Annotated in this window: 23 protein-coding genes; 5 read left to right on the top strand and 18 right to left on the bottom strand. The window is 70.0% G+C overall.

Annotated elements, in window-relative coordinates:
- Positions 1-28: 28 nt before the first annotated feature.
- The 3 genes from PV646_RS34405 to PV646_RS34395 form a co-directional block, all read right to left on the bottom strand.
- Entirely contained in the window at positions 29-3217 is a 3189-nt protein-coding gene (locus tag PV646_RS34405) for a S8 family serine peptidase (RefSeq protein ID WP_500346476.1), read from the bottom strand.
- Between the two features lie 179 nt (positions 3218-3396).
- Positions 3397-3885, bottom strand: a complete 489-nt coding sequence (locus PV646_RS34400) for a GNAT family N-acetyltransferase (RefSeq protein WP_500346475.1) — start codon at positions 3883-3885, stop codon at positions 3397-3399.
- A complete protein-coding gene (locus PV646_RS34395; RefSeq protein WP_500346474.1) occupies positions 3882-4484 on the bottom strand; it encodes a TetR/AcrR family transcriptional regulator in 603 nt (200 codons plus the stop codon). The genes PV646_RS34400 and PV646_RS34395 overlap by 4 nt, the downstream gene beginning before the upstream one ends.
- A 68-nt stretch (positions 4485-4552) precedes the next feature.
- Between PV646_RS34395 and PV646_RS34390 the strand changes: the two genes are divergently transcribed.
- Positions 4553-5194 carry an O-methyltransferase gene (locus tag PV646_RS34390; protein ID WP_500346473.1) on the top strand — a complete coding sequence of 214 codons (642 nt, stop codon included), beginning with the start codon at positions 4553-4555 and terminating at the stop codon, positions 5192-5194.
- Here PV646_RS34390 and PV646_RS34385 read toward each other — a convergent pair.
- The 3 genes from PV646_RS34385 to PV646_RS34375 form a co-directional block, all read right to left on the bottom strand.
- Entirely contained in the window at positions 5178-5792 is a 615-nt protein-coding gene (locus PV646_RS34385; RefSeq protein WP_500346472.1) for a TetR/AcrR family transcriptional regulator, read from the bottom strand. The genes PV646_RS34390 and PV646_RS34385 overlap by 17 nt on opposite strands.
- A gap of 150 nt (positions 5793-5942) precedes the next feature.
- Positions 5943-7220: an HRDC domain-containing protein gene (locus PV646_RS34380; RefSeq protein ID WP_500346519.1), complete on the bottom strand. Its 1278-nt coding sequence runs from the start codon at positions 7218-7220 to the stop codon at positions 5943-5945.
- A gap of 49 nt (positions 7221-7269) precedes the next feature.
- Positions 7270-7923, bottom strand: coding sequence for a response regulator (locus PV646_RS34375; protein WP_181320591.1), 654 nt, complete (start codon positions 7921-7923; stop codon positions 7270-7272).
- Between the two features lie 318 nt (positions 7924-8241).
- On the opposite strand from PV646_RS34375, the gene PV646_RS34370 reads away from it, so the two are divergent.
- A complete protein-coding gene (locus PV646_RS34370; RefSeq protein WP_500346471.1) occupies positions 8242-9387 on the top strand; it encodes a dipeptidase in 1146 nt (381 codons plus the stop codon).
- 7 nt (positions 9388-9394) lie between these two features.
- Here PV646_RS34370 and PV646_RS34365 read toward each other — a convergent pair whose 3' ends face one another.
- Positions 9395-9937, bottom strand: a complete 543-nt coding sequence (locus PV646_RS34365) for a DUF3000 domain-containing protein (RefSeq protein WP_030479951.1) — start codon at positions 9935-9937, stop codon at positions 9395-9397.
- Between the two features lie 72 nt (positions 9938-10009).
- Between PV646_RS34365 and hemE the strand changes: the two genes are divergently transcribed.
- Genes hemE through hemQ form a run of 3 tightly spaced genes read left to right on the top strand, consistent with a single transcriptional unit; the run spans position 10010 to position 13187 of the window.
- The gene (gene hemE / locus PV646_RS34360; RefSeq protein ID WP_500346470.1) at positions 10010-11044 is read left to right on the top strand and encodes a uroporphyrinogen decarboxylase; all 1035 of its coding nucleotides are present in this window, start codon (positions 10010-10012) and stop codon (positions 11042-11044) included.
- Positions 11044-12471 carry a protoporphyrinogen oxidase gene (gene hemG / locus PV646_RS34355; protein ID WP_500346469.1) on the top strand — a complete coding sequence of 476 codons (1428 nt, stop codon included), beginning with the start codon at positions 11044-11046 and terminating at the stop codon, positions 12469-12471. Before hemE ends, hemG begins: the two co-directional genes overlap by 1 nt.
- Before the next feature lie 23 nt (positions 12472-12494).
- On the top strand, positions 12495-13187 hold the full coding sequence (gene hemQ / locus PV646_RS34350; protein WP_500346468.1) for a hydrogen peroxide-dependent heme synthase: 693 nt from the start codon (positions 12495-12497) through the stop codon (positions 13185-13187).
- Positions 13188-13190: 3 nt separating this feature from the next.
- On the opposite strand, the gene PV646_RS34345 is transcribed toward hemQ, so the two are convergent.
- The 11 genes from PV646_RS34345 to PV646_RS34295 form a co-directional block, all read right to left on the bottom strand.
- The gene (locus tag PV646_RS34345; RefSeq protein WP_500346467.1) at positions 13191-16265 is read right to left on the bottom strand and encodes a S8 family peptidase; all 3075 of its coding nucleotides are present in this window, start codon (positions 16263-16265) and stop codon (positions 13191-13193) included.
- Between the two features lie 175 nt (positions 16266-16440).
- Positions 16441-16812 (bottom strand): SCO6045 C-terminal-like domain-containing protein, encoded by a 372-nt coding sequence (locus PV646_RS34340; protein WP_500346466.1) that lies wholly within the window; start codon positions 16810-16812, stop codon positions 16441-16443.
- Complete coding sequence (locus tag PV646_RS34335) at positions 16805-17623, bottom strand: MbnB/TglH/ChrH family RiPP precursor modification enzyme (RefSeq protein WP_500346465.1); 819 nt, start codon at positions 17621-17623, stop codon at positions 16805-16807. The genes PV646_RS34340 and PV646_RS34335 overlap by 8 nt, the downstream gene beginning before the upstream one ends.
- Positions 17623-18402, bottom strand: a complete 780-nt coding sequence (locus tag PV646_RS34330) for a TIGR04222 domain-containing membrane protein (protein WP_500346464.1) — start codon at positions 18400-18402, stop codon at positions 17623-17625. Before PV646_RS34330 ends, PV646_RS34335 begins: the two co-directional genes overlap by 1 nt.
- Entirely contained in the window at positions 18402-19013 is a 612-nt protein-coding gene (locus PV646_RS34325; RefSeq protein ID WP_500346463.1) for a TIGR04222 domain-containing membrane protein, read from the bottom strand. The genes PV646_RS34330 and PV646_RS34325 overlap by 1 nt, the downstream gene beginning before the upstream one ends.
- Positions 19013-19762 (bottom strand): TIGR04222 domain-containing membrane protein, encoded by a 750-nt coding sequence (locus PV646_RS34320; RefSeq protein ID WP_500346462.1) that lies wholly within the window; start codon positions 19760-19762, stop codon positions 19013-19015. The genes PV646_RS34325 and PV646_RS34320 overlap by 1 nt, the downstream gene beginning before the upstream one ends.
- A 13-nt stretch (positions 19763-19775) precedes the next feature.
- On the bottom strand, positions 19776-20579 hold the full coding sequence (locus PV646_RS34315; protein ID WP_500346461.1) for a TIGR04222 domain-containing membrane protein: 804 nt from the start codon (positions 20577-20579) through the stop codon (positions 19776-19778).
- Between the two features lie 91 nt (positions 20580-20670).
- Complete coding sequence (locus PV646_RS34310) at positions 20671-21555, bottom strand: TIGR04222 domain-containing membrane protein (RefSeq protein WP_500346460.1); 885 nt, start codon at positions 21553-21555, stop codon at positions 20671-20673.
- Between the two features lie 255 nt (positions 21556-21810).
- Positions 21811-22233 carry a peptide-methionine (R)-S-oxide reductase MsrB gene (gene msrB / locus PV646_RS34305; protein WP_500346459.1) on the bottom strand — a complete coding sequence of 141 codons (423 nt, stop codon included), beginning with the start codon at positions 22231-22233 and terminating at the stop codon, positions 21811-21813.
- A gap of 129 nt (positions 22234-22362) precedes the next feature.
- The gene (locus PV646_RS34300; RefSeq protein ID WP_500346458.1) at positions 22363-22653 is read right to left on the bottom strand and encodes a hypothetical protein; all 291 of its coding nucleotides are present in this window, start codon (positions 22651-22653) and stop codon (positions 22363-22365) included.
- 66 nt (positions 22654-22719) lie between these two features.
- Complete coding sequence (locus PV646_RS34295; RefSeq protein WP_500346457.1) at positions 22720-23673, bottom strand: asparaginase; 954 nt, start codon at positions 23671-23673, stop codon at positions 22720-22722.
- Positions 23674-23699 lie beyond the last annotated feature (26 nt).

The following is a 23699-nucleotide window of genomic DNA, read 5'->3' as shown; positions in this document are numbered from 1 at the left end:
TGGCACGGGCGCATCGCCGTTCCCGCGCCTACTTCGTCAGGTAGGCGTTGATCACGGTCTGGGTGACCGAGTCACCGCCCCTGCCCACCGCCGTGGCCCGCAGCGAGACGCTGCCGCCCCTGCCCGGGTTGACCACGAACAGCGAGTCACCGAAGACCAGCGTCTTCTGCCAGGTCGCGCCCTTGTCGTAGGACACCTGCGCGGTCAGCGACCTCGCCCCGCCCTGCACCGTCAGCGGGATCCGCTGGAACCGGTGCGCGGGCAGCGTCCCGTCGAGGCCGAGTTCCGGTGTGAACCGGACCATCGACAACGGCACCTGAGTGACGCCCGAGGTCGTGGCCGAGTCGAAGCCCCACGTCGTGGTGACCGAGGTGCTGATCGCCGCGACGCCCGAGCGGTTCGCCGTGGTCGTCAGCTCGTAGCGGCCCGGAGCCGGCGGCATCGAGAAGAAGGTCTCCAGGTCGAGCGGCCGGTCCGTCGAGTCGACCACCTCGCCGCCGAGCTTCAACACTGTCGACCCCGACTCCACGACCGAACCGCCGGAGCGGCCCTGTCCGTCGGCGAAGAACGGCAGGCTGCCGAAGAGGATGTCGCCGTCGCGGTAGAGGCCGACACGGCGTTCGCCGGTCAGCTTCGGGCCGAAGACGCCGGTGTTGAACGTCTTCTTGTAGGTGCGGCCCGGCTTGAACTGCTCGTTCTCCGCGTTCCAGTACGCCTCGGTGGTGTCCCCGTTGTCCTGCTCGAAGCGAAGGCTCCAGGTGTTGTTGGGGGAGTGCAGGTTCAGCTTCCGCGTGTGCGGCAGCGCGTACCCGAACGCGACCCCGAACAGCGGGCTGTCGCCGACCTCCGCCTGCGCGTGCAGGTAGCCGGTGCGGCCTGGCGCCGTCGCGCCCGCCGTGGCCGTGATGGTCACGAGGTCCTTGGACTTCAACTGCTTGCGGTAGCCCGTCCAGAACTTCGTGAGCGTCGTGTTCTGGTCGACGACGTGGAACTCCTCGCGGTCCGCGCCGGTGTACGAGGCGATGACCAGCTCGTTCATCTCGCCGGACTTGCCCTCGGGACCGACGTGCGCGGTGCTCAGCGAACCGAGCGGCACGCCGAGCAGGCCGAAGCCGTACTCCATCTCCGGCATCTTGTGGCCGACGCGGATGTAGGAGTGGCGTTCCGCCGGCTTGCCGGGCAGCCCGATGTCGACGGGCTTGGCCTGGCGGGCGTCGAGCGTGATCGTGGTGTCCGCGCCGACCTCGACGTTCGTGCCGTTGAACCAGCTGTAGTACGGGTTCGGCTGGTCGGGACGGACCCACTCGTGGCCGTTGAGCAGGTAGCGGCCCTTGGCGACGCGCAGGGTCTCCAGCCCGGTGCCGAGTCCGGCGAAGGCACCCTTCGCCTCCCCGGTGACGCCCTGCAGGCTCGCGCCCCAGTTCGCGGCGGGCTTGCCGTCGCGGCCGATCGCCTTGATCGTGAGGCTGTAGCGCTCCGGTTCGCGCGTGACGGCGGCCGGAGTGACGACGGACTGGCCGCTGCCGCTCGCGTTGATGTACGCGCTGAACGTGCCGGACGCGTCACCGCCGAGCTTGGTGTCCGCGGTCAGCGTGGTGGTGGCCGTGCCGTGTGCGGGCACGGTCAGAGAGGCGTCCTTGAGCGTGAAGAAGCCCTGCGGCGCGGTCGTGTCGACCTTGAGCGCGAGGGTGACGGGCTGGTCGCCTTCGTTGCGGTAGACGACGTTCTGCGTCATCGGGACGTCGTCGTGGTGCGGCCACAGCGCCGTGCCGAAGGAGACCGAGCCGGACGTGACGGTCTGCTTGATCGCCTTCGCGACGTCCGTGCGCCCGGCACCCTGCTCGAACGGGGTGTGCGCGCCCGGCTTCGCCGACGCCATCAGCGCGGCCTTGATCTGGTCGCCGCGCCAGTCCGGGTGCGCCTGCGCCAGGATCGCCGCCGCGCCCGCGACGTGCGGGGTGGCCATCGACGTGCCGTCGAGCGAGATGTAGCCCTCCGCGGGGCTGGGCCTGGTCTCGCCGAGCCTGCCCGCCGCGGCGGCGCCGATGCCGACACCAGGCGCGGTGACGTCCGGCTTGACGGCGCCGTCACCGTTGCGCGGCCCGGTGCTGGAGAAGCCCGCGAGCTTGTCGGCGCGGTCCACGGCGCCGACGGTGAGCGCGGCGTCCGCACTGCCCGGCGAACCGACGGAGTTCGGCCCGGCGTTGCCCGACGCGATCACGAACAGCGTGCCGGTCTCCTGCGAGAGCCGGTTGATCAGGATCTCCATCGGGTCCAGCAACGGGCCGTCGTCGCCGCCGAGGCTCATGTTGACGACGTCCGCCTGCTGCTCGACCGCCCACTCGATGCCCGCGAGGATCCCCGACTCGTAGCCGGATCCGTCGTCGCCGAGCACCTTGCCGTCGAGGATGCGCGCGCCCGGAGCCACGCCCCGGAACTTCCCGCCCGACTTCGCCCCGGTGCCGGCCGCGATGGACGCGACGTGCGTGCCGTGCCCGACGCGGTCCTGGTTGTCGGGGGAGTCGGTGAAGTTCTTCTCCGCGACCTCCTGCGTGGCGAGGTCGGGATGCGTGTTGTCGACGCCGGTGTCCAGCACGGCGATCTTCACGCCCTTGCCGTCGAACCCGGCCTGCCACGCCTGCGGAGCGCCGATCTGGGCGGTGCTGCGGTCGAGCGCGGCCCTGTGCACCGCGTCCAGCCAGACCGTGGTCTTCGCGCCGCGGTCAGCGGGGCCGTTCACGAGCGACTTCCACACGTCCGGCGCGGACTCGGGGGTCACCGTGACGGCGTCCACGCCGATGCGGCTGAACGAGCGCGCGCTCGGCAGACCTGAGCCGGCCGACACGAGCACCCCGAGACCCTGGCGCTTCGTGTACTCGGGCCGGCTCAGGAGGGCGAGGTCGAACAGCCGCCGGTCCACCCGGCCCTCGGTGATCAACGGTTCCACGTCGGCGGGCACGGCGTAGTGGTGCGCGCCGTCCTCTCTCGTGGACACCATGATGTGCTCGCGCCCCGGTCCGGGCTTGAACTGGATCGGCTTGCCCTTGTCGTCGGTCAGCACCTGGTCGCCCGTGATGAGGGTGATCCACTGCTGGACGGACGGCCGGTCGGTACCTGCCTCGGCCGTGCCGGCCGTCGTCGCCGCGGCGCGGGTGGCGCCGCTCAGAGCTGTGGCCAGCACGAGGCCGGCCACGGCGAGGGGGAGATGAGGTTTCAACGGAGGCCTCTCCTAGGGACGGACAACTCCTCGGCGGGATATGTCCGTCACCGCGCCCCGATATTTCGCAACGGCAACTGTCAACAGCCGGGTACAGCTCCACGTCCTTCAGGCGTGCGCTGAGCTGCGGCTTAGCAATGAGTCTTTTGACTTCGTCCGCAAACGAGCCGTTGCAAGGGTCAGGGGAGGCGGAGGCGCCAACGGACCTCGCCGTCGTGGACCTCGTCGGTGGCGGTGAGACCGGCGGAGGTGGCGACGGCGGCGGAGGCGTGGTGGTCGGGGTGGACGTGGGCGATCACCGTGCAGACCGGTTGGGTGGCCAGCCAGGCGACGAGACCTCGGGCCGCTTCACGGGCCAGGCCGCGGCCCTGCCACGGCGTGCCGACGACCCACGCGATCTCGGCGGTCTGGTCGGCGAGGGTGATCGTGGCTTGGACGGTGCCCACGAGAGAGCCGGGATCGCGCAGGAGGATCACCCAGTTCAGCCACCGCACGGCCGGGTCGGGGGAGCCTGCGGCCAGACGTTCGTAGCGGGCCTCGAGTGCTTCGGCGGCGAGCGGGGTGCCGCCGGTGAACGTGTGGAGGGCCGGGTCCGAGAGGACGGCGGCCATCTCGGCGGCGTGCCCGGGCTGGAGCGGCAGCAGGTCCAGGCGGCTGGTCGTGATCACCGCGAGTCGGGCCGGTGGCGGTGCAGGAAGGCGGCGACCAGGTCGTCGGTGAAGGACCGGGGGACCGGGGTGCCGGTCACCAGGACCCGGTAGTGGATCGGGCCGAGCAGGTGGTCGAGGGCCGCGTCGAGGTCCAGGCCCGCGGGGAGGTCGCCGCGTTCGACCGCGCGGAGCAGGGGGAGGCGGTCGCGGGCGCGTTGGGCGCTGAGGTGGTCGTCGCGCAGGCGGGTGGCCAGTTGGGGGTCGTGCTGGGCCTGGCCCGTCAAGGCGCGGAAGACGGCGCCGGGGTCCGAATCGGTGAGGAACTCGGCCAGGTTCGCCAGGTGGGCGCGGAGGTCGGTGGCCAGGTCGCCGGTGTCGGGTGGCGTGAGGTGTTCGGCCATGTCCTCGGTGAACGCTTCCAGGAGCACGTCGACCTTGGACGGCCACCAGCGGTAGATCGTCTGCTTCGCGACACCGGCTCTGGCCGCGATGCCTTCGATCGTCACGCCCGCGAAGCCCCGTTCGGCCAGCAGGTCGTCGGCCGCCTCCAGGACCGCCTGGCGGGCTTCCTCGCTGCGGCCGTGCCGGTTTCCGCGATGTGCGGTGCTGCTCTCCATCGCCACCTCCCGGAGGCGTACTTTAACCAGGGCTAGGCTAGACGAGACGTTGCGTCTAGTCTGGCGACATGACCATCACCTTGCACGAGCCGCGGGTGCGCGGAGTTCTTGATCGGTTGTTCGGTGCGGCCGGGGGCGACGACGACTTCGAAGCGCCTTGGGACGTGGTGCGCACGGGGAGTGCGCAGGAGCGTGCGGACGCGCTGGCCGGGGTGTACATGCCCATCTCGGCCAGCGGCGGGGAGTTGCTCTACGGGTTGGTGAGGTCCGGGCGGCCGGAGGTCGTCGTCGAGTTCGGCACGTCGTTCGGGATCTCGACGCTGCACCTGGCGGCGGCCGTCGCGGACAACGGGCATGGGCACGTCTACGGGACGGAGATGTCGGCGGAGAAGGTCGCCGCCGCGCGGGAGAACCTCGACGAGGCCGGGCTCGGTGATGTCGTGACGATCCTGCCGGGGGACGCGCGGCGCACGCTGGCCGATCTGGCCGGGCCGATCGGGCTGGTGTTGCTCGACGGCTGGAAGGAGCTCTGCCTGCCGGTGTTGCGTGATCTCGAACCGCGGCTCGCTCCCGGCGCGCTCGTCGTCGCGGACGACATCGACCAGGAGTCGATGGCCGGCTACCTCGAGTACGTGCGGGATCCGGCGAACGGGTACGTCAGCGTCGCGTTTCCCGTCGAGGACGGCATGGAGATCAGCTGCCGGGCCTGATCGGCTCGGTGCAGCGCAGCGCCAGTGAGGCGGCGGTGCGCATCGCGGCCTGCGTCGCCTCGAAGGCGTCGCCGCGTTCGAGGCTGGTGACCGTCGCGGCGCTGATCGCACCCATCAGGGCGCCGACCAGGGCGGCTGCGGTGACCTCGTCGAGGGCGTAGGTGTCGCGCAGGGCCTTGGCGATGCGGGTCTGGGCGGTGAACGTCGTGTGGAGCACTCGGGCCTGCACGGCCGGGGTGGTCACCACCAGGCGTGCGCGGAGTGCTGCGAGACCGGCCGGCAGGTCGGTCTCGGCGGCGTTGGTGATCATCCGGTCCGCCGCCGTGGCGAGCGCGTCGCGCAGAGGGGTGCCGGGGACGCGTTCCTCGATGGCGCGCACGGCCAGGGTGATGCGTCTGGTGCTGTCGGCCAGCAGCACGTCCTCCTTGGCGGGGAAGTGCAGGAAGAACGTGCGTTTGCTGACGTCGGCGGCGTCGGTGATGTCCGCGATGCTCGTCTCGTCGTAGCCGCGTTCGGTGAAGAGCCGCACCGCCGCCGCCATGAGTGCTTGGCGGGTGACCTGCTTCTTGCGTTCGCGGCGTCCCGGATCGACTGGCACGTGCCGATTTTAGTGCACCTCGACAATCAATACACCGAGGATACTGATGAACCACGTGCAGCGATCTGGGGCGTCGTCAACGCGCGGGGAAACTGATATATCGCGGACCAACTGATATATCGGATATCAGTTGGTCCGCGAGAGGCCGCGTCAATCCGTCGGCGTGGGTGCCGTCGCGGTCAGCGCCTTGGCCAGGGCTTCCAGGGTGAGGTCGATCTGCCACGACCTGGCCCCGCCGTCGCGCAGCACCGTCGCCACGGACTCGGGGGAGAGGTCGGCCGGCGGCTGCCAGCAGGTGCGCCGCACCAGGTCGGGCAGCAGCAGGTTCTCCACCGGGAGGGTGTTGGCCTCGGCGATGGTCGCCAGTGCCGCACGGGTCGCGGCCAGCCGGGCCGCCGCGTCCGGGTCCTTGTCGCCCCACCGGTTGGGCGGGGGCGGGCCGTCGTGCTGGCCGGCGGGCTCCGGGAGCTCCGCCTTGGAGAGGGTCGCTGCCTTGCGCAGAGCGCTCATCCACACGCCGGACATGCGGCGCTGGGAGCGGCCGCGGAAGACCGGCAGAGCGAGCAGCTCGGCCTCGTTGGCGGGGTTGCGGGCGGCCGCCTCCATGAGGGCGGAGTCCGGGAGGACTCGGCCGGGGGCGATGTCACGCTCGCGGGCCACGGTGTCGCGGGCTTCCCACAGCGCGCGCACGAGGGCCAGTTGCCTCTGGTTGCGCACGCGGTGGATACCCGACGTGCGCCGCCAGGGGTCGATGCGGGGGCGCGGCAATGGCGCCGTCCGCACCGCCTCGAACTCTTCGAGCGCCCAGGCGAGTTTGCCCTGGCGCTCAAGCTCTGTTTCGAGAACGTCGCGCAGCTGCACGAGCAGCTCCACGTCGAGAGCGGCATACGTCAGCCAGTCGGCAGGAAGGGGCCGGCGCGACCAGTCGGCCGCGCCGTGCCCCTTCTCGAGCCTAAAACCGAGTAGCCGTTCCACCAGCGTGCCCAGTGCGACGCGATCGAACCCAGCCAGCCTGCCCGCCAGCTCGGTGTCGAACAGCACGCCGGGTTTCAGCCCGAGTTCGGCGAGGCACGGCAGGTCCTGAGACGCCGCGTGCAACACCCACTCAGTGCCATCAAGGGCCTGCACCAGCGGGTCTAGCCGTCCGCCCAGGGCGATCGGGTCGACCAACCAGGTGCCGGCGCCTTCCCGGCGCAGTTGCACCAGATAGGCACGCTGTGAGTAGCGATAGCCCGAGGCTCGCTCGGTGTCCACCGCGACCGGGCCCTTCGCCCCGGCGAGCGCGTCAGCGGCTCGCCGGAGCGCAGCTGGATCGGCGACCACGGGCGGGACCCCATCAGCAGGTTCCGTCAGCGGTACCGGTTCTGGTCCGGTTGGTGCGGTTGGCTCGTCGGCGGGTACATCCACAGCGGATGACCCTACGACGATCGCACCACTCACAGGTGTTCTCGGCCGGTTCAGTGCTTCAAACCGGTATCTAACGGATCACGCCGGCACGCATTGCCAGCGCGACCATCTGAGCGCGATCCCCGGTGCCCAGCTTCCGGCCGATCCGCGACAGGTGAGACTTCACCGTCAACGCGGACAAGCTCAGAGCCTCGCCGATTTCCTTGTTGCTCTGGCCATCGGCGACCAGCTGGAGCACCTCGACCTCACGCGCGGAGAGTTCCCGCGGCGTGTTGTCGGTGCCCGGCACCCGAGTACCCGCTGCGAGTACTGGTGCCACGCTCGGATCTGCGTAAACGCCACCATCGAGAACCCTGCGCACCCCGTCGGTGACCACCATCGGAGAGGCGGACTTCAGGAGGTACGCCTGGGCGCCCGCCTGGAAGGCCGACCTGACCGCGTAGGGGTCGTCGGAGGATGCGAGGACCACGATGCGGGGCCAGCCCTGGGCACGGAGTTCCGTGACCAGGTCGATGCCGGTGCCATCCGGCAGGCCCAGATCGAGGATCGCGAGGTCGCAAGGACCGGTTGCAAGTGCCCGCGCCCGAGCCTCTGCCACCGATGCGGCCTCATGCACTGTCCCGGCTCCCATTTGGGTGAGCCGAGCTGATATCGCCTCCCTCAGCAGTGGGTGGTCGTCGACCACCAGCACTGAAAAAAGCTCTTCCCGCGGGTGCGGGACCATGTTCGCCGGCAACGAGCCGGCTGGCGTGGTACGAACGGCCTGACCTAAGCCGACGGCAGCCACGTCACTACCTCCCTGGAGTCGGTCGTGCCCCCCGACCGGCACCGGAGACTTTCGTCCAATCAGCCGCGCCACTGATCGACCGAAAGTGGTGTCGTCTGGGGCAGCGTAGCCGCCCATGCGGGTCTACGGGACGATCAATCGGGTATCTATCCCTATTGAGTTGTGACAGATGGCCCCATGTGTCACACGATTGGATGACAACTAGATAGGGGGTGTAACGCGAGCCCCTCTCAGAACGACATCTTGGAGTTGGTTGTGTCTAGTAGTTCTGGAGTCGAGCGAGCGCGAGCGTTGCTGCAGCGTGTCCCTCTCGTCGACGGCCACAACGACCTCCCGTGGGCTCTTCGCGAGTTCGGCGACGGAACGGGCGAGGACGTCTACACGACCGCGGCGAAGATCGATCTCACCGAACGTCATCCCAGCCTGCACACGGACCTCGTGAAAATGCGCGAGGGCGGCCTGGGGATGCAGTTCTGGTCCGTCTGGATTCCCGGCAGGCTCGCGGGCGACGGAGCCGTGACCGCCGTGCTGGAGCAGGTCGAGCTGGTCTACGAGCTGGCGGAGCGGTACTCCGGTCACCTGGGCATCGCGACGACCGCCGCCGAAGCCGAAGAAGTTTTCGCCTCCGGGCGTGTCGCCTCCCTCCTCGGGGCCGAGGGCGGACATTCCATCAACTCTTCACTCGGAGTCCTGCGCGCGCTGCGCCGCCTGGGCGTCCGTTATATGACGCTGACCCACAACGACAACACGCCGTGGGCCGACAGTGCCACTGACCAGCCCGAACACGGCGGGCTGACCGAGTTCGGCCGCGACGTCGTGCGCGAGATGAACCGGATCGGCATGCTCGTCGACCTGAGCCACGTCGCGCCCAGCACGATGCACGCCGCGCTGGAGACGAGCGTCAAGCCCGTCATCTTCAGCCACTCGTCGTGCCGCCACGTCGCGGACCATCCGCGCAACGTTCCGGACGACGTGTTGGTCAAACTGAGGGCGAACGGCGGTGTGGCCATGATCACATTCGTGCCGAGCTTCGTGTCGCCCCGGTTCGCTGAATGGGACGCAGCCCTTCGTGACGCCATGACGGCCGCAGGGCAGAGCCACGCCGACATGGACCAGCGCAAGACGTTTGGCGAGAAGTGGGCCCTCGACCACCCGGCGCCGGGTGCGACGCTCGACGACGTGGTCGCGCACCTCGAGCACGCGCGGGAGGTCGTCGGCATCGACCACATCGGCGTCGGTGGCGACTACGACGGAGTGCAGGCACTCCCCGAGGGGCTCGAGGACGTCTCGACGTACCCGAACCTCTTCGGCGCGCTGCTCGACAAGGGCTGGTCCGAGGACGACTGCGCCAAGCTCGCCGGCGCGAACGTCCTGCGCGTCCTCAGGGACGCCGACGAATAAAAAGGAGTCAGCGCTGCCCGAACAGGGTGACGCCGACCGGTGGCAGCCCCACGGCCGTCGCCATCAGCTCGTAGAAAGCGGTGCCGTGCTCGGCGAGTTCCCCGTCGAGCGCGGTCCACGACGCGCGCAACTCCAGGTCGTCCGTCCGCGCGGGCCCCGCGATGTCGCCGAACCGGGCCGACGACGTCTGCGTGACGGTCCCGCCCAGCGCGGTGAACCCGGCCCCGGACTGCTCCAGCGCCTCGGTCAGCCACGACCACCCGACCTCGGGCAGCAGGGGATCCGACGCGAGCTCGTGGTCGAGCTCCACACGTACGTACGCCACCACGCGGAGGACACCGCCCCACGCCTCGTCGCCGTCCGGATCGTGCAGCAGCACGAGCCTTCCGGTCGACAGTTCGTCCGACGGGCCGGTGACCTCAGCCGTCAGCGCGTACGCCCACGGAGCGAGCCGCTGCGGTGGGCGAACTTCGGTGAGTTCGATCTCGGGCCTGTGGCGAACCGACTTGAGCGTCCCCACCGCCCGGCGGAAGATTTCCGGCTCGGTCACACAACTGACTGTATGCCTCGCAATCCGGCCGAGTGACGGCGGCACGCCGGGACGTGGGACCATGAAAGAGATATGAGCACTCAAGTCCCCCTCCTCGTGGCCGCAAGTGGCGGCACCCCGTCGCACACCCCTGTCTGGTTCATGAGGCAGGCGGGACGGTCGCTCCCCGAGTACCGCGCCCTCCGCCAGGGCACCGTCATGCTCGACGCGTGCATGGACCCGGAGATGGTCTGCGAGATCACCATGCAGCCGATCCGGCGGCACGGCGTCGACGGCGCGATCCTCTTCTCCGACATCGTCGTGCCGCTCAAGGCCGCCGGTGTCGACCTCGACATCGTCGCGGGCGTCGGTCCCGTGGTCGCGAACCCGGTCCGGACGCTCGAGGACGTGAAGGCTCTTCCCGAGCTGCACGCCGAGCAGGTCCAGCCGGTCGCGGACGCGATCGGGTTGCTGCTCAAGGAACTCCCCGGGGAAGTCGCCCTGATCGGGTTCGCCGGAGCGCCGTTCACGCTGGCCTCCTACCTGGTCGAGGGCGGGCCGAGCAAGAACCACGAGCGCACCAAGGCGCTCATGCACGGCAACCCGGAGCTCTGGCACGCGCTGCTGGCCAAGATCGCGGACATCACGACGGCGTTCCTGCACGCGCAGCTCGACGCGGGTGTGCAGGCCGTGCAGCTCTTCGACTCGTGGGCGGGCGCGTTGTCCGAGCGCGACTACCGCGAGTTCGTGCTGCCGCACTCGAAGCGCGTCCTGGAGACGATCAGCACCGTCCCGAGGATCCACTTCGGCGTCGGCACCGGGGAGCTGCTGCCCGCGATGCGCGAGGCCGGCGCGGACGTCGTCGGCGTCGACTGGCGTCTCCCGCTCGACGTGGCGGTCGAACGCCTCCAGCGAGCGCACCCCGACCTGCCCAAGCCGGTCGTGCAGGGCAACCTCGACCCGGCGCTGTTCTTCGCGGGCTTCGAGGCCGTCGAACGCGAGGTGCGCCGCATCCACGCCGAGGGCAAGGCCGCCGCGGGCCACATCTTCAACCTCGGTCACGGCGTGCTGCCCGACACCGATCCGGAGATCATCACCCGGACCGTCGAACTGATCCACAGCTTGTAATGCAGGGAAGAGCGCCGCACGTCGCCGTCGTCGGGGGAGGGATCTCCGGGCTGGCCGCCGCGCACCGGTTGCGCATGCTCCTCGGGCCCGACGCGAGGATCACCGTGATCGAGCAGTCCGACCGGATCGGCGGCAAGCTGCGCACGACCGAGCTCGCGGGTGTGCGGTTCGACGTGGGCGCGGAGGCGTTCCTGCACCGCAAGCCCGAGGCGCAGGAGCTGATCGACGAGGTCGGGCTCACCGGCCACGTCGTGCACCCGACGGCCGCGAAGGCGTCCGTGCACGCGGCGGGGCGCACGCACCAGCTGCCCGCGCACACGTTCATGGGCGTGCCGGCGAGCGTCGAGACGGTGCGGCACATGTTGTCGTCCGAGGGCGCGCTGCGGGTCGAGATGGAACCGACGCTGCCGCCGATCGAGCTCGCGGGCGGCGACGTCGCGGTCGGCGCGCTGATGAAGGACAGGTTCGGCCCCGAGGTCGCGGACCGCCTGGTCAGCCCGTTGCTGGGCGGTGTCTACGCGGGCCGCGCGGACGAACTGGGCCTGCGCGCCACGATGCCGCAGATCGCGACGCTGCTGGACAAGGGCGTCGGCTCGCTGCTCGCGGCCGCCGCGACGATGATGCCCGCGCCACCACAGGCCCGTTCAGCGCGGCCGCCGGTGTTCGCCAGCCTGTCGAACGGCGTGTCGTCGCTGGTCGACAGGCTCGCCGAGGTCGCGAGGCCCGAGATCAGGCTCGGCCTGCCGGTCCGCGTGCTGTCGTGGCTCGGCGACGGCTGGCGCCTGGAGATCGGCTCGGCCGCCACCCCGCAGTACCTGGAGTGCGACGGCGTCGTGCTCGCGGTCCCGGCGCCGTCCGCGCGCAAGCTGCTGCACGAGATCGCCCCGCAGGTGTCGGCCGCGTACGGCAAGGTCGAGGTCGCCTCGATGGCCGTCGTCGCGCTGGCACTGCCGCCGGGCACCGAACTGCCCCAGCGCTCCGGCGTGCTGATCGCGGAGGGGGAGCGGTACTCCGACCGCATCACCCCGTTCACCGCCAAGGCGTTCACGTTCTCCAGCCGCAAGTGGTCGCACTACGGCGAACCGGTCGTCCTGCGCGGCTCGGTCGGGCGGCACGGCGAGACGGCGCTCCTGCAGCGCAGCGACGCCGACCTGGTCAAGGCCGTCCGCAACGACCTGCACGAGCTGACGGGCATCAAGGCCGCGCCGATCGACTACGTGGTGCAGCGCTGGGGCGGCGGGCTGCCGCAGTACGGCGTCGGTCACGTCGACCTGGTCGACACGATCGAACGCGGAATCGCCGACGTGCCGGGCCTCGCCGTCGCGGGCGCCACGCTGCACGGGGTGGGCGTGCCGGCCTGCATCGCGACCGCCGACTCGGCCGCCGCCCGTGTCGCAGCACACCTGCTGGGCCGCGTTCGCCGTTGAGAAGCCCGTGCCAAGATGGACCTATGGCGCGCCTCAACTACAACGAGCTCAACGACACCATCCGCTACACGATGTGGTCGGTGTTCCGGGTCGAACCCGGCAGGCTTCCGGACGACCGCTCGGCGGCCGCCAGCGAGACCCAGAACTACCTGGACGCGTTGGAGGGCAAGGGAGTCGTCGTCCGCGGCGTCTACGACGTGGCCGGCCTGCGCGCCGACGCGGACTTCATGATCTGGTGGCACGCCGAGGAGATCGAGCAGGTGCAGGCCGCCTACACGGGCTTCCGCCGCACGCCGCTCGGCAAGGTCTCCACGCCGGTCTGGTCGCAGGTCGCCCTGCACCGCCCCGCGGAGTTCAACCGCAGCCACATCCCCGCGTTCCTCGCGGGGGAGGAGGCGCGCAAGTACATCTGCGTCTACCCGTTCGTGCGGTCCTACGAGTGGTACCTGCTGGACGAGGGCGACCGCCGCAAGATGCTGGCGGACCACGGCAAGGAAGCCCGCGACTACCCGGACGTGCGCGCGAACACCGTCGCGTCGTTCGCTCTAGGCGACTACGAGTGGCTGCTCGCGTTCGAGGCCGACGAACTGCACCGCATCGTCGACCTCATGCGGCACCTGCGCGGCACCGAGGCGCGGCTGCACGTGCGTGAGGAGATCCCCTTCTACACGGGCACCCGCGTCCCGGCCGCCGAGCTCGTTCTCAACCTTCCCTAGGGATCAGGATCCGACCTTGTAGGCCTGGATCACGGTGATCTCAACGGTTCCACCCCTGGCGTCCGTCGCGGTGGCCTTCAGCGAAGTCCACCGCGCGTTCGCCGGGTTGTAGACCAACGCGCTGTTGCCGACAACGCCCGCGCGGCGCCACGTCTTGCCGTCGTCGTGCGAGTACTCGACACCGGTGACGCGCACCTTGCCCGCGTCGCCCTGCGTCTGCGTGAGCAATCCGATGCGCTGCAACGTGCCCGCGGGTACCGCGCCGTTGTCGTCGAGCTTCGGGTCGAAGCGCACCACCGACAGCGGCGGCGACTCGATCTTGCCCTCGACGCCCTTGGACTTGAACGTCCACACCGCGGACACCTTGGTGCCGAACTCGAACTGCGAGCTCCGGTCGAGGCTCACCTCGGCGCGGAAGTCACCCTGTGGCAACGGCACGCCCGAGAACAGGCCACCGGGGGTGGTGGTCTCCCCGAGCAGCACACCGTTGCGGTACAGGGCGGCCCTGGCGCTGTCCACAGTGGACGAACCGGTGCCGTGCGTGCCGTCGCTCGTCATCGGAGGCCCGACGTAGAGCTGCGTGCCGTACCGCTCGACGAAGCCGTACGGCGCCTCGGGCAGACCCGGCGAGAACACCGGCCGGACTTCGCGTTCCCGGTAGGTCCTGCCCGCCGCGTACTTGCGGTTCGGCGAGGTGATGCGTTCCTGCGCGCCGTTGGCGTGACGCGTCATCACCGCTGACTGCCAGAGCACGTCCTCGGTCGACACGTAGTCGACCGAGGTGGCGCCGACGGCCACCGGGTAGAGGGCGGTGCCGCTGCTCACCCCGAGCGCGGTGACCGGCAGTTCGCCCTTCTGGGCGAGGCTGTCCGGCTTCAGGCCACCGATCGTGGACTCGACCCTGGCCAGGTCCTTCTTGGCCGGCGCCTTGTTCAGCCCGACGGGGAAACCACCGGGAACCGGGTAGGCGAGCCGGTAGAACGTGTGGGGGTCGGCCGTGGTGTTGGCCTGGAGCATCGCGAGCGAGGACAGGTCGCTGGGCGGCATCGGTCCGCCCGCCTGGGCGATCGCGACGCCGTCGAAGCCGCCGAACATCAGCAGCGAGCCCCCCAGGCGGTCCTGTCCGCCCACCGAGCGGCGGAAGCTGATGATGCCGAGCGTGAAGTCACCGGTCTCCTCCGGTGCCTTCACCGACACCGGCTGGGCCTGGCGGGCGTCCTGCTTGATCGTCAGGTCGCGGGTGAGTTCCGCGTCCGGCTGGTAGAGCAGGTCCAGGCCGCGCTCGCCGTTGGACAGGGAGGTCTCGACGAAGTACCTGCCCTTGGGCAGACGCACCTTCAGGTCCCCCGCGCCACCGACGAACTTGAACACGCTGTTGTCCAGGCCGACGAGCAGCGAGAACGACTCGGCCGGGTCCGCGCCGTCACGGCCGATCGAGTCGATCGTGAGGGTGTAACTCTCGACCTCGCGGTCGATGCCGACGAGCGTGCGGACGGTGTGCGTGCCGGACGTGGCCACGACCTCGCCCGCGTACGCGGCGTCCTGGGTGCCGGCGCGCGAGTCACCGGTGACGTTGACCGACGCGGTGCCCTTGGCCGGCACGGTGACCGTCGTGGCGCCCAACGAGAACAGGCCCGCCGGAGCGGTGCTCTTGAGCGCGAGGCCGAGCGTGATCGGCGCGTCCGTCGGGTTGGTGTAGGTGATCGGCTTGGTCACCGGCTTGTCGTCGCCGTGCGGCCACTCTTGCAGTCCGAGGTTGACCGTGACGTCACCGGTGAGCACCTGGCCGATCGCCTTGGCCACGTCGATGCGTCCCGCGCCCTGGTCGAACGCGCTGACGCCCTCGGCGGGCTTGGCCGTGGTCGCGAGCACCGACTTGAGCTGCGCCGGCGTCCACTCCGGGTGCTGCTGCTTGAGCAACGCCGCCGCGCCCGCCACGTGCGGGGTCGCCATCGACGTGCCGCTGAACGCGACGTGGTCAGCGGTTCCGGCCTTGGCGGCGACGATGTCGACGCCCGGTGCGGTCACCTCGGGCTTGAGCCCGCTGTCTCCAACGCGAGGGCCCTTGCTGGAGAACGGGGCGAGCTTGTCGTCGCGGTCGACGGCGCCGACCGACAGCGCGGCCTCGGCGGTGCTGGGAGAGCCCACCGAACCCGGTGAACCCGAGTTGCCCGCCGCGATGACGAACAACGTGCCGTACTGGGCCGTCAGGTCGTTGACGGCCTGCTCCAGCGGGTCCACCTCGGGGGTGTCGCTACCGCCGAGGCTCATGTTGATCACTTGGGCGCCCTGCTCGGCGGCCCAGCGCATGCCGTCGAGGATCCAGGACTCCTGGCAGCCGAACTCGACGCAGACCTTCGCGTCGATGAGCTGGGCTCCCGGTGCGACGCCGCCGTACTTCGAGTCGTGGCTCGCCACGGTCGACCCGACGTGCGTGCCGTGGCCGACGTTGTCGGTGGTGTCGGGGTCGGTCGTGAAGTTCTTCTCGGCGATCTGCTGACCCGCGAGGTCGGGGTGCTTCTCGTCGACGCCCGTGTCGACGATCGCGACCTTGATCCCCTTGCCGGTGATGCCCTTCTGGTGGGCGGCCGGCGCGCCGATCTGGGCGACGCTGCGGTCGAGCGTCGGCTTGCGGATGCCGTCCAGCCAGACCTTGCCCCCGGACTTCAGCGCCGACCAGTCGGTCGAGGACCGGGCACCGAGTCTCGCCCGGCCGTCCACGATCAGCGGCATGCGGTCGCGGTAGCCGAACTCCAGCAACGTGGTCACGTCGAAGAGCCGGGTGTCGAGCCTGCCCGCCGCCAGCGGCTCGAACGCGTCCTTCGGCACGACCATCAGGTGACCGTCCGCGGTGCGGGCGGTCTTGAAGGCCATCCTGTCGCGGCCCTCACCGGGCTGGATCGCGACGACCTGCCTGTCCTGCCCCAGCAGGACCCTGTCGCCGGTGACGAGGGTGACCTCGTCGGCCGCCTTCTGCGGGGCCTTGCCCACCGGTGGAGCGGCCGCGGCTGTGGCGGCCGGTGCCGCGATCAGGGCGAGCGCCGTGACGGCGCCCAGCACTTTGGTTTTTCCGCGCATTCGAATCCCCTCGTGGTTCGAATTCTGCGCGCTGTGGTTCGCGCAGGCCGGAAGGCCTTCCGCGACAAAGCGAAGGCAATGCGAAAAAGGTCCCCCGACCCTTTGAACGTATCGATATCACGACTAGGTAACACAGGGCCGAACGGGGGATTCTGGCCCCCTTTTCGTTCGCCCGTCAGTTCGACTGCCAGAACTTCCAGCGCGCCTTGCGATTCGCTGACAGTTCACCGGAGGCGCGACACCATTCCGCGAACGATGCGGCATCCTCGCGCGCGCGTGAGCCCGCCTGACGTGGGTGTTCGACGGCGTAGGCGTCGAAGAGCGGCCGGAAGCGGTCGCCGAGCTCGTCGGCGACCGCGGGGCCCAGCATGCGCACGATCCCGCGCCGTTTCGACAGCAAGGCGCGCCGTTCGACGTTCAGTCGTTGTTCGTCGAATCCCGCCGGTGCCGGGCCGTTCGCGAGCAGTGCATTTAGCAGCTCGGTCTGTCTGGCGGCAAGCCTTTCGCGTGCAACCAAAAGTTCTTTCTCGTTCACGAAATCATCCACGGTGCTTGTCCACGACGGCACGGATCGCGGCCAGTTCGGTCGCGATTTCGGTGTCGGACGGGTAGTTGTCGTCGCGTTCCAGCAGAACTCCGGGCGGCGCGACGCGCGAGCACAGTTCGTCGAGCACCTCCAGGACTTCCGGCAGCACCGCGTGCGCGTGCGTGTCGTGGTAGATGTCGCCGTTCTGCTCGCCGCCGGCCACGTGCACGTAGGCGAGGCGCTCCAGCGGGATCTCGTCCAGGAACCGCTCCGGGTCCGTGCCGATGTTGCGGGCGTTCGCGTAGAGGTTCGCGACGTCCACCAGCAGCCAGCAGTCGGTGCGCTCGACGAGTTCGGCGAGGAACTGGCCCTCGGACAGCTCGCCGTCCGGCCACTCCAGCAGCGCGGCGACGTTCTCCAGCGCGAGCGGCACGGGCAGGTTCCGCTGGGCCAGCTTCACGTTCGCGACCAGCACGTCGAGCGCGTCCCTGGTGCGCGGCACCGGCATCAGGTGGCCGGAGTCGAGCCCGCCCGCGCGGACGAAGCACACGTGGTCGCTGACCATCGGCGCGCCGACCGCCTCGGCGACCGCGCCCAGGTGCTCGACCCGGTGCAGGTCGACCGGGTCCGCCCCGCCCAGTGACAGCGACACGGCGTGGGGGAGCACCGGGACGCCGCGTTCGAGCAGCAGCGTCACCGACTCCGGCAGGTGTCCGACGTGGAGGTTCTCGGCGACGACCTCGACGAAGTCCACGCCGGGCAGTCGTTCCACCGTCAGGTCGATCTCCGAGCGCCAGCCGATGCCGACACCCAGGTCCTTGATGCCCGCCATCAGTCGCCTCCTCCTCCGCCACCACCGCAACCGCTGCCGCCGCCGCAACTGCTGCCGCTCGACGAACAACTGCTGCTACCACAACTGCTGCTGCCGCAACCGCCGGCGGCACCGCAGCCCGCCCCGGCGGACGCCGCGCCGCGACCCTTGCCCCGCCTCGGCTTCTTCTTGCGCGGCAACGTCTTGACCACGCTCTGCGGCAGTCCGAAGAGATCACCGACGGCCCGGTTGCCGATCCTGCCGCGGAAACCCTCCTTCGCGACCGTCAGAACCCTGTCGTCCGCGCTCAGGCCTTCCAGCGCCGCTTTCCCCGCTCTGGTAAGTGGTTTCGCGCCGTACGACCAGTAGGCGAACCCCAGGAACCCGACCGCGCCGAGGAGCGTCCACGGTTCCAGGAAGGCGGCCAGGGCCAGGACGATCCCGATCGCCAGGAAGACCCACCACGCTCCGAGCTTGGGGCGAGGAGTGCGCATCAACCTCTCGGCCCGCAACTTCTGGTGCAACGCCCGCATCTCCGCGCTGGTCGCGGCCTTCCGCACGACCAGGTCGAACCGGGCGGGCTTGCGCAGGTTCACGAGGATGCTCGTCTCGACCGCGGTCGTGACGCCGAGATCGGTCTCGTGCACGGCGGAGACCATTCCCTCGCGGGACACCCGCACCAGACCGGCGTCGAGCAGCCTGGCCAGTGCGGTTTCCGCAGCTCGCTGCGGTCCGCCCACCAGGTGGCCGATCTGCTCCGGCGACACCCGCGTGTCCCGTGCTTCCGTCGGTGTCGCCATCAGCTTCCTCCTCCGCCGCCACAACCGCCGCCGCCCGACGAACAACTACTGCTACCACACGCGCTGGCGACGTGGCCGCTTCCACACCCCGCGCCGCCGGACGTTCCGGCCGCGGCCGCCTTCCCCTTGCGAGGCAGCGACTGGACCGCGGTGTGAGGCAGCGCGAAGAGGTTTCCGACCAGCAGGCCGCCGATAGTGCCGTGAAAGCCGTGCAACGCCACCGCGAGAACGGTGCCGATCGGGGGCGTGCGCCTCACCACGGCCTTTCCCGCTCTGGTGACCGGGCTCGTCCGGAACCAGCGCCCGGGAGTCCTGGTCAGCCCCTGGTCGCGCAGGCGGTCGTGCACCGCCCGCATCTCGGCGCTGTCCGCCGCCGCCGCCTTCACGACCAGGTCGAACCGGACGGGGGTGCCCAGGTGCGCCAGGACGCGCGCCTCGACCGGGGTGGCGGCGCCGTGCCGGTCGCGGTGCACCGCGGACACGTCGCCCGACCGCGACACCCGGATTAGGCCCGCCTGGAGCAACCTCGCCAGCGCGGTCTCGGCGGACCGGGTCGGCCCTCCCGCCAGGTAACCGATCTCCTCCGGGGAGAACCGCGTCGTCGTCACCATCAGTCGCCGCCTCCTCCGCCGCCACAGCCGCCCCCGCCGCAACTGGAACTGCTCGAACAGCTGCTGCTGGAACCGCTGCCGCAGCTCGCCGCCGAACCGCTGCCGTGACGGTCCGAAGTGGACCGCCTCCGTGCCCTGGCCTTGGGTGGGACCGTCCACACGACGTTGCGGGGGAGGTCGAAGAGCTCGGTGACGTTCTGACCGCGGACCCTGCCGGAGAACCCGTGCAGCGCCACCGCGTGCACCCGGTCGCCGGCCGTCACGTGCCTCAGCGCGTCCCGGCCCGCCTTGGTGACCGGGCCCCTGCCGTACTGCCGGACGAAGAACCCCAGGCCGATCAGCGCGCCCAGGAAGAACACGGGAGCGACGAAGCCGAGCACGACCGACACGCCCGCGACCGCGAGGGAGAACCACCAACCGTCGTTGCGGCGGGGTACCTGCATGAGCCCGCGGGTGAGCAGCTGCCGGTACAGGTCCGCCATCTCGGCGCTGTCCGCGGTCGATCGCACGATCGAGTCGAACGAGACCGCGGCCCGCGTGTGGCGCAGCATCCGCTCCTCGATCGACGTGGTGGCGCCCCGGCCGTCCTGGTGCACGGCGGAGACCTTTCCGGCGCGCGACACCCGCGCCAGGCCGGTGTCGACCAGCCGGGCCAGCACGGTCTCCGCGGCCCGTTCGGGACCGGCCGTCAGATAACCGGCCTCCTCCGCGGACAGCCACGTCCCCTGCGCCGCTGTCGGTGTTGCCATCGGCTTTCCCCCTCTAGCTGCTGGAACTGCTGCAGCTGCTGCTACTGCTGGAGCAGCTCGAACTGCTGCTGGAGCAGCTACTGCTGGAACTGCTGCAACTGGAACTGGAACTGCCGCAGCTGCTCGAGCTGCTGCAACTGGAGCCACCACAGCTCGACGTGCCGCCGCAGCTGTGGTGGCTCCAGTCGTACGCACCGCAACTGCTGGCGGCGGCGATGTACGGAGTGGACGAAGTCGAACGCTGCTTGCCCCGCCGCAGACCGAACAACGCCACGGAGTCCGCACTGGCGCGCGGGTTCCTCAACGCGTACATCCACACGGACTTCCCGCTCGCCGTGAGCCTGCCGGGATTGCGCAGCAGGATCGCGAGGACCAGCAGCATCCCCGTCACCACGAACACCCTGGCGTCGAGCGCGAAAGCCACGAACACCGAGACGAACGCCAGCAGGAACAGCACCACCCGCAGCGCGGTCTTGCCGCCCCGGGGCTTCAGGAACTGGCGCTGCACCAGCCCTCTGGCGACCAGGCTCTCGTGCAGCGCGCCCATCTCGTTGCTCGCCCTGGCGACCTGCACCACCTGCTGGATCGGGCGGGCGGCCCCGTGCAGTCCGGCGAGGACGTACGCCTCCAGCGGTGTCCTGGCGCCGTGACCGTTCTGGTGGACGGCGGTCACGAGTCCCTGTCGGGAGACGCGCACGAGACCGCCGTCCAGCAGCCGGGCGAGAACGGCCTCGGCCGCCCTGCCCGGTCCCCCTGCCAGGAACCCGATCTCCTCCGCGGACCACGTGGTCCGGTGCGGTGCCGAAGACTTGGACATCAGCACTCCCCTCACTGGTGTCAGTGCATCTTCGACGTGAGATCTACCCCTGGGTTCCTGTTGTTACCTGAATAGGACCGAACGAACTGGGTCAGCCGCCTCCGCCGCCGCCGCAGCCACCCCCGCCGCCGCCGCCACAGCTGCTTCCGCTTGAACACGAAGAAGAACTGGACGAACACGAGCCGTAGCTACCACTGCTGGAGGCGCCACTGGAACCGGACGCGAGCAGTGAGCTGCGCACCGCCAGGTCCGGGTAGACCAGGAGTCCGCCGAAGAGAACCGCGCCGGCCGCACCCGCGTACACGACCTCGTCCACGCTGCCCGACGCCCTGGTGCTCGTCGTACGAGCGGTGCTGAGGACGCTGTTGCCCTTGCCGCTGCGGACGTGCTTGCCGCCTCGCGTGAGGAGCAGGATCAACAGCCCCGTGAGAACGAGCTGCACCGTGAGCCAGCCGACGGGGAAGTCCAGCGCGATGCCGTTCACCCAGCGTGCCACCCCGATCGCGAGCAGCACCCACAGTGCGATGGATCCCTTGCGCAGCGCGCTTTTGACCACGGCCCGGTTGACGAGGAGCCCCATGTCCTCGAGGCGTTGCCCGATGCTCGTGACGACGCTGTCGCCCGCGACGGCGGGGATCATCAGATTGACCGTGCGGTTGGTGTAGCGCTGGCAGTCCGTGATGACCGCCCGGTCCACCTTGTTGAGCGACTGCGTGGTGGACGTGGCCTGAACGGTGCCACGCCGTGAAGTCCTGAGCTCACCCGCGGTGAGCAGGCGTGCGATCGACGTTTCGACGACCCGCCTCGGACCGCCCGCCAGATAGGCGAGCTCGTCCATGTCCAGGGAGCGCACGGGCTGGGTGCCGTGACCCGCCCGCACGCGTACCCGGACGACGATCGCGACCAGCACCGCCAGCGCCAGCGCGACCCAGTACAGCTGAAGGAACTCCGGCCCGGACAACCCCCAAGGCTCCATGCGACCCACCCCCTGACTGCCCCGAAATGCTTCGGTGAGTCAATGGTGTGGTCCGCGCCACAGCCTCACAAGGCTTGTTGACGAAGCCTTAGGGTTGCCGGACTTCCGGTCGTTCTCACGGCTTATGGCTAGCTCGACGAGCCGCCGTCGACTCCGCCGGAGCCTTCGCCGTCGGTGCCCCGCAGGGCGGTGGAGAAGTTCATTGCGCCTCCCAGGTCTGTCCGGCCCTGGGTGGCCGGACCCAGGCTCAGTCTCCTATTCGGACGGAACGAGTTTCAAGGAGACGGAGTTGATGCAGTAACGCTGATCCGTCGGAGTGGGGTACCCCTCGCCCTCGAAAACATGCCCGAGGTGGCTGTGGCACGCGGCACAGAGGACCTCCACGCGCTTCATGCCGAGGGCGCGGTCCTCACGCAGGATCACCGAGTCGCCGGCCAGCGGTGAGAAGAACGACGGCCAGCCGCAGTGCGAGTCGAACTTGGTGTCGCTGCGGAAGAGTTCGGCTCCGCAGGCACGGCACTCGTAGAGGCCCTCGGTCTTGGTCTCGGTGTACTCGCCGGTGTAGGGACGCTCGGTGCCTGCCTGCCGCAGCACCGCGAACTCGGCGGGGTCGAGCAGGGCGCGCCATTCCTCTTCGGAACGCACGACTTTGGGGGTGGCGCCGACAACAGGTTCCATGTCTCTTTATAACTCCGGTACGCCTCTGAGGCTTCCCGGGGAGAGGTGTGGGGTGCGGCGCCGTAAGACCCTGTTAAGGGTTCGTTCTCGTTTGCGACCAGAAGAGTTCGGGGTCAGAAGAGTTCTGGGTCAGAAGATGATGGCGATGATGTCGCCGAGCGCGAACCACACCGTGAGGAGCACGCCCAGCAGGATGAGCCCCACGACGAACACGGCGACGAGCCGCTGGTGGCCCGTCGTGCGGTTCGCGGAGTCCGCGAAGTCCCGCACGCCCTCCAGGTAGCCCTCGACGGTGAAGCCGGGGCGTTGCCGCTGCATCTTGTCGAGATGGTCGGCGAACGCCTTCGTCTCGGGGTCGTGGGGGTCGAGGCCGATCAGCTCCTCCTGGAACTTCTCGTTCTCGTCCTTCGAATCGCCCATAACTCCCAGCCTAACGGCAGGGGAGCGGGATTCCGGTGTGCCGGGCGTTCACTGCCGAGGTGACGGTCAACTCGCGACCGCGAGCGACGGCTTGACGGCGCCGACCGTGCGGCCGTGCCCGAGAACGGGCACCGTGGCCAGGTCCTCGAGCTCGCTCACGTCCACGCCCAGACGCTTGAGCACCGCGACGACGACGACCGCGCGGGCACGCGACGAGCCGTCCGCGATCTTCAGCGCCACGCCCTCGCCGGTGGGCAGGCCCACCGCGTAGACGCCCTCCGCGCCGTCCTTCGCGATGACGCCGGGCAGGGCGTCCATCAGCACGGTGACGTCGCGGCCGGTGCCGCCCACCCACTGCGGGTAGGTGTTCATGGCGGTGGCGACGCGGTGTTCGAGGGTTCCCTCGCCGGCGCTGGCCAGGCGGCCGAACGCGCGGGCGAGGCCGGTGAGGCTGATGGCGAAGATCGGGGCGCCGCAGCCGTCCACGCCGACCTGGGCGACGGGCTCGCCCGCCACGTCCTCGATCGTCTCGCGGGTCGCGACCTGCAACGGGTGCGTCGGGTCCAGGTAGTCGTGCGTGGACCAGCCGTGGGCGACGCAGGTGGCGAGCATGGCGGCGTGCTTGCCGGAGCAGTTCATGTACTTCGGGGCGGGGGCGAGGCCCTGGGCGAGGTGCCGGGCGCGGGCCTCCTCACCGAGCGGCAGGTCCGCTGTGCACTGCAGCGCGTCCTCGCCGAGACCGGCCGAGGCCAGGATCCGCAGCGCGCCGGCGACGTGGAAGTCCTCGCCCGAGTGGGACGCGCAGGCCAGGGCGAGCAGTTCGCCGTCGAGGTCGAGGCCGGCGCGCAGCATCGCGAGGGCCTGCAGCGGCTTGTTCGACGAACGCGGGAACGCGACGTCGCCGGGGCGGCCGACGGAGAGGACGGGGCTGCCGGACGGATCGGTGGCGACGACGGTGCCGTGGTGCACCGACTCGAGGAAGTCGCCCCGCCAGACCTCAGCCACTACTTCGTGCGCCATGTCGCCCCTCCAGACCGTGGGTTGAA

Source organism: Streptomyces sp. ID05-26A (assembly GCF_033794685.1).
Lineage (GTDB): Bacteria > Actinomycetota > Actinomycetes > Mycobacteriales > Pseudonocardiaceae > Lentzea.
This window is presented reverse-complemented; position numbering and strand designations above follow the sequence as displayed.

Excerpts from the sequence above, each read along its gene's own strand:
- PV646_RS34395 (WP_500346474.1), bottom strand. The coding sequence starts at position 4,484 with ATGGAGAGCAGCACCGCACATCGCGGAAACCGGCACGGCCGCAGCGAG.
- PV646_RS34390 (WP_500346473.1), top strand. The coding sequence starts at position 4,553 with ATGACCATCACCTTGCACGAGCCGCGGGTGCGCGGAGTTCTTGATCGG.
- PV646_RS34375 (WP_181320591.1), bottom strand. The coding sequence starts at position 7,923 with ATGGTCCCGCACCCGCGGGAAGAGCTTTTTTCAGTGCTGGTGGTCGAC.
- hemE (WP_500346470.1), top strand. The coding sequence starts at position 10,010 with ATGAGCACTCAAGTCCCCCTCCTCGTGGCCGCAAGTGGCGGCACCCCG.
- hemG (WP_500346469.1), top strand. The coding sequence starts at position 11,044 with ATGCAGGGAAGAGCGCCGCACGTCGCCGTCGTCGGGGGAGGGATCTCC.
- hemQ (WP_500346468.1), top strand. The coding sequence starts at position 12,495 with ATGGCGCGCCTCAACTACAACGAGCTCAACGACACCATCCGCTACACG.
- PV646_RS34345 (WP_500346467.1), bottom strand. The coding sequence starts at position 16,265 with ATGCGCGGAAAAACCAAAGTGCTGGGCGCCGTCACGGCGCTCGCCCTG.
- PV646_RS34335 (WP_500346465.1), bottom strand. The coding sequence starts at position 17,623 with ATGGCGGGCATCAAGGACCTGGGTGTCGGCATCGGCTGGCGCTCGGAG.
- PV646_RS34330 (WP_500346464.1), bottom strand. The coding sequence starts at position 18,402 with ATGGCGACACCGACGGAAGCACGGGACACGCGGGTGTCGCCGGAGCAG.
- PV646_RS34325 (WP_500346463.1), bottom strand. The coding sequence starts at position 19,013 with ATGGTGACGACGACGCGGTTCTCCCCGGAGGAGATCGGTTACCTGGCG.
- PV646_RS34320 (WP_500346462.1), bottom strand. The coding sequence starts at position 19,762 with ATGGCAACACCGACAGCGGCGCAGGGGACGTGGCTGTCCGCGGAGGAG.
- PV646_RS34315 (WP_500346461.1), bottom strand. The coding sequence starts at position 20,579 with ATGTCCAAGTCTTCGGCACCGCACCGGACCACGTGGTCCGCGGAGGAG.
- PV646_RS34310 (WP_500346460.1), bottom strand. The coding sequence starts at position 21,555 with ATGGAGCCTTGGGGGTTGTCCGGGCCGGAGTTCCTTCAGCTGTACTGG.
- msrB (WP_500346459.1), bottom strand. The coding sequence starts at position 22,233 with ATGGAACCTGTTGTCGGCGCCACCCCCAAAGTCGTGCGTTCCGAAGAG.
- PV646_RS34300 (WP_500346458.1), bottom strand. The coding sequence starts at position 22,653 with ATGGGCGATTCGAAGGACGAGAACGAGAAGTTCCAGGAGGAGCTGATC.
- PV646_RS34295 (WP_500346457.1), bottom strand. The coding sequence starts at position 23,673 with ATGGCGCACGAAGTAGTGGCTGAGGTCTGGCGGGGCGACTTCCTCGAG.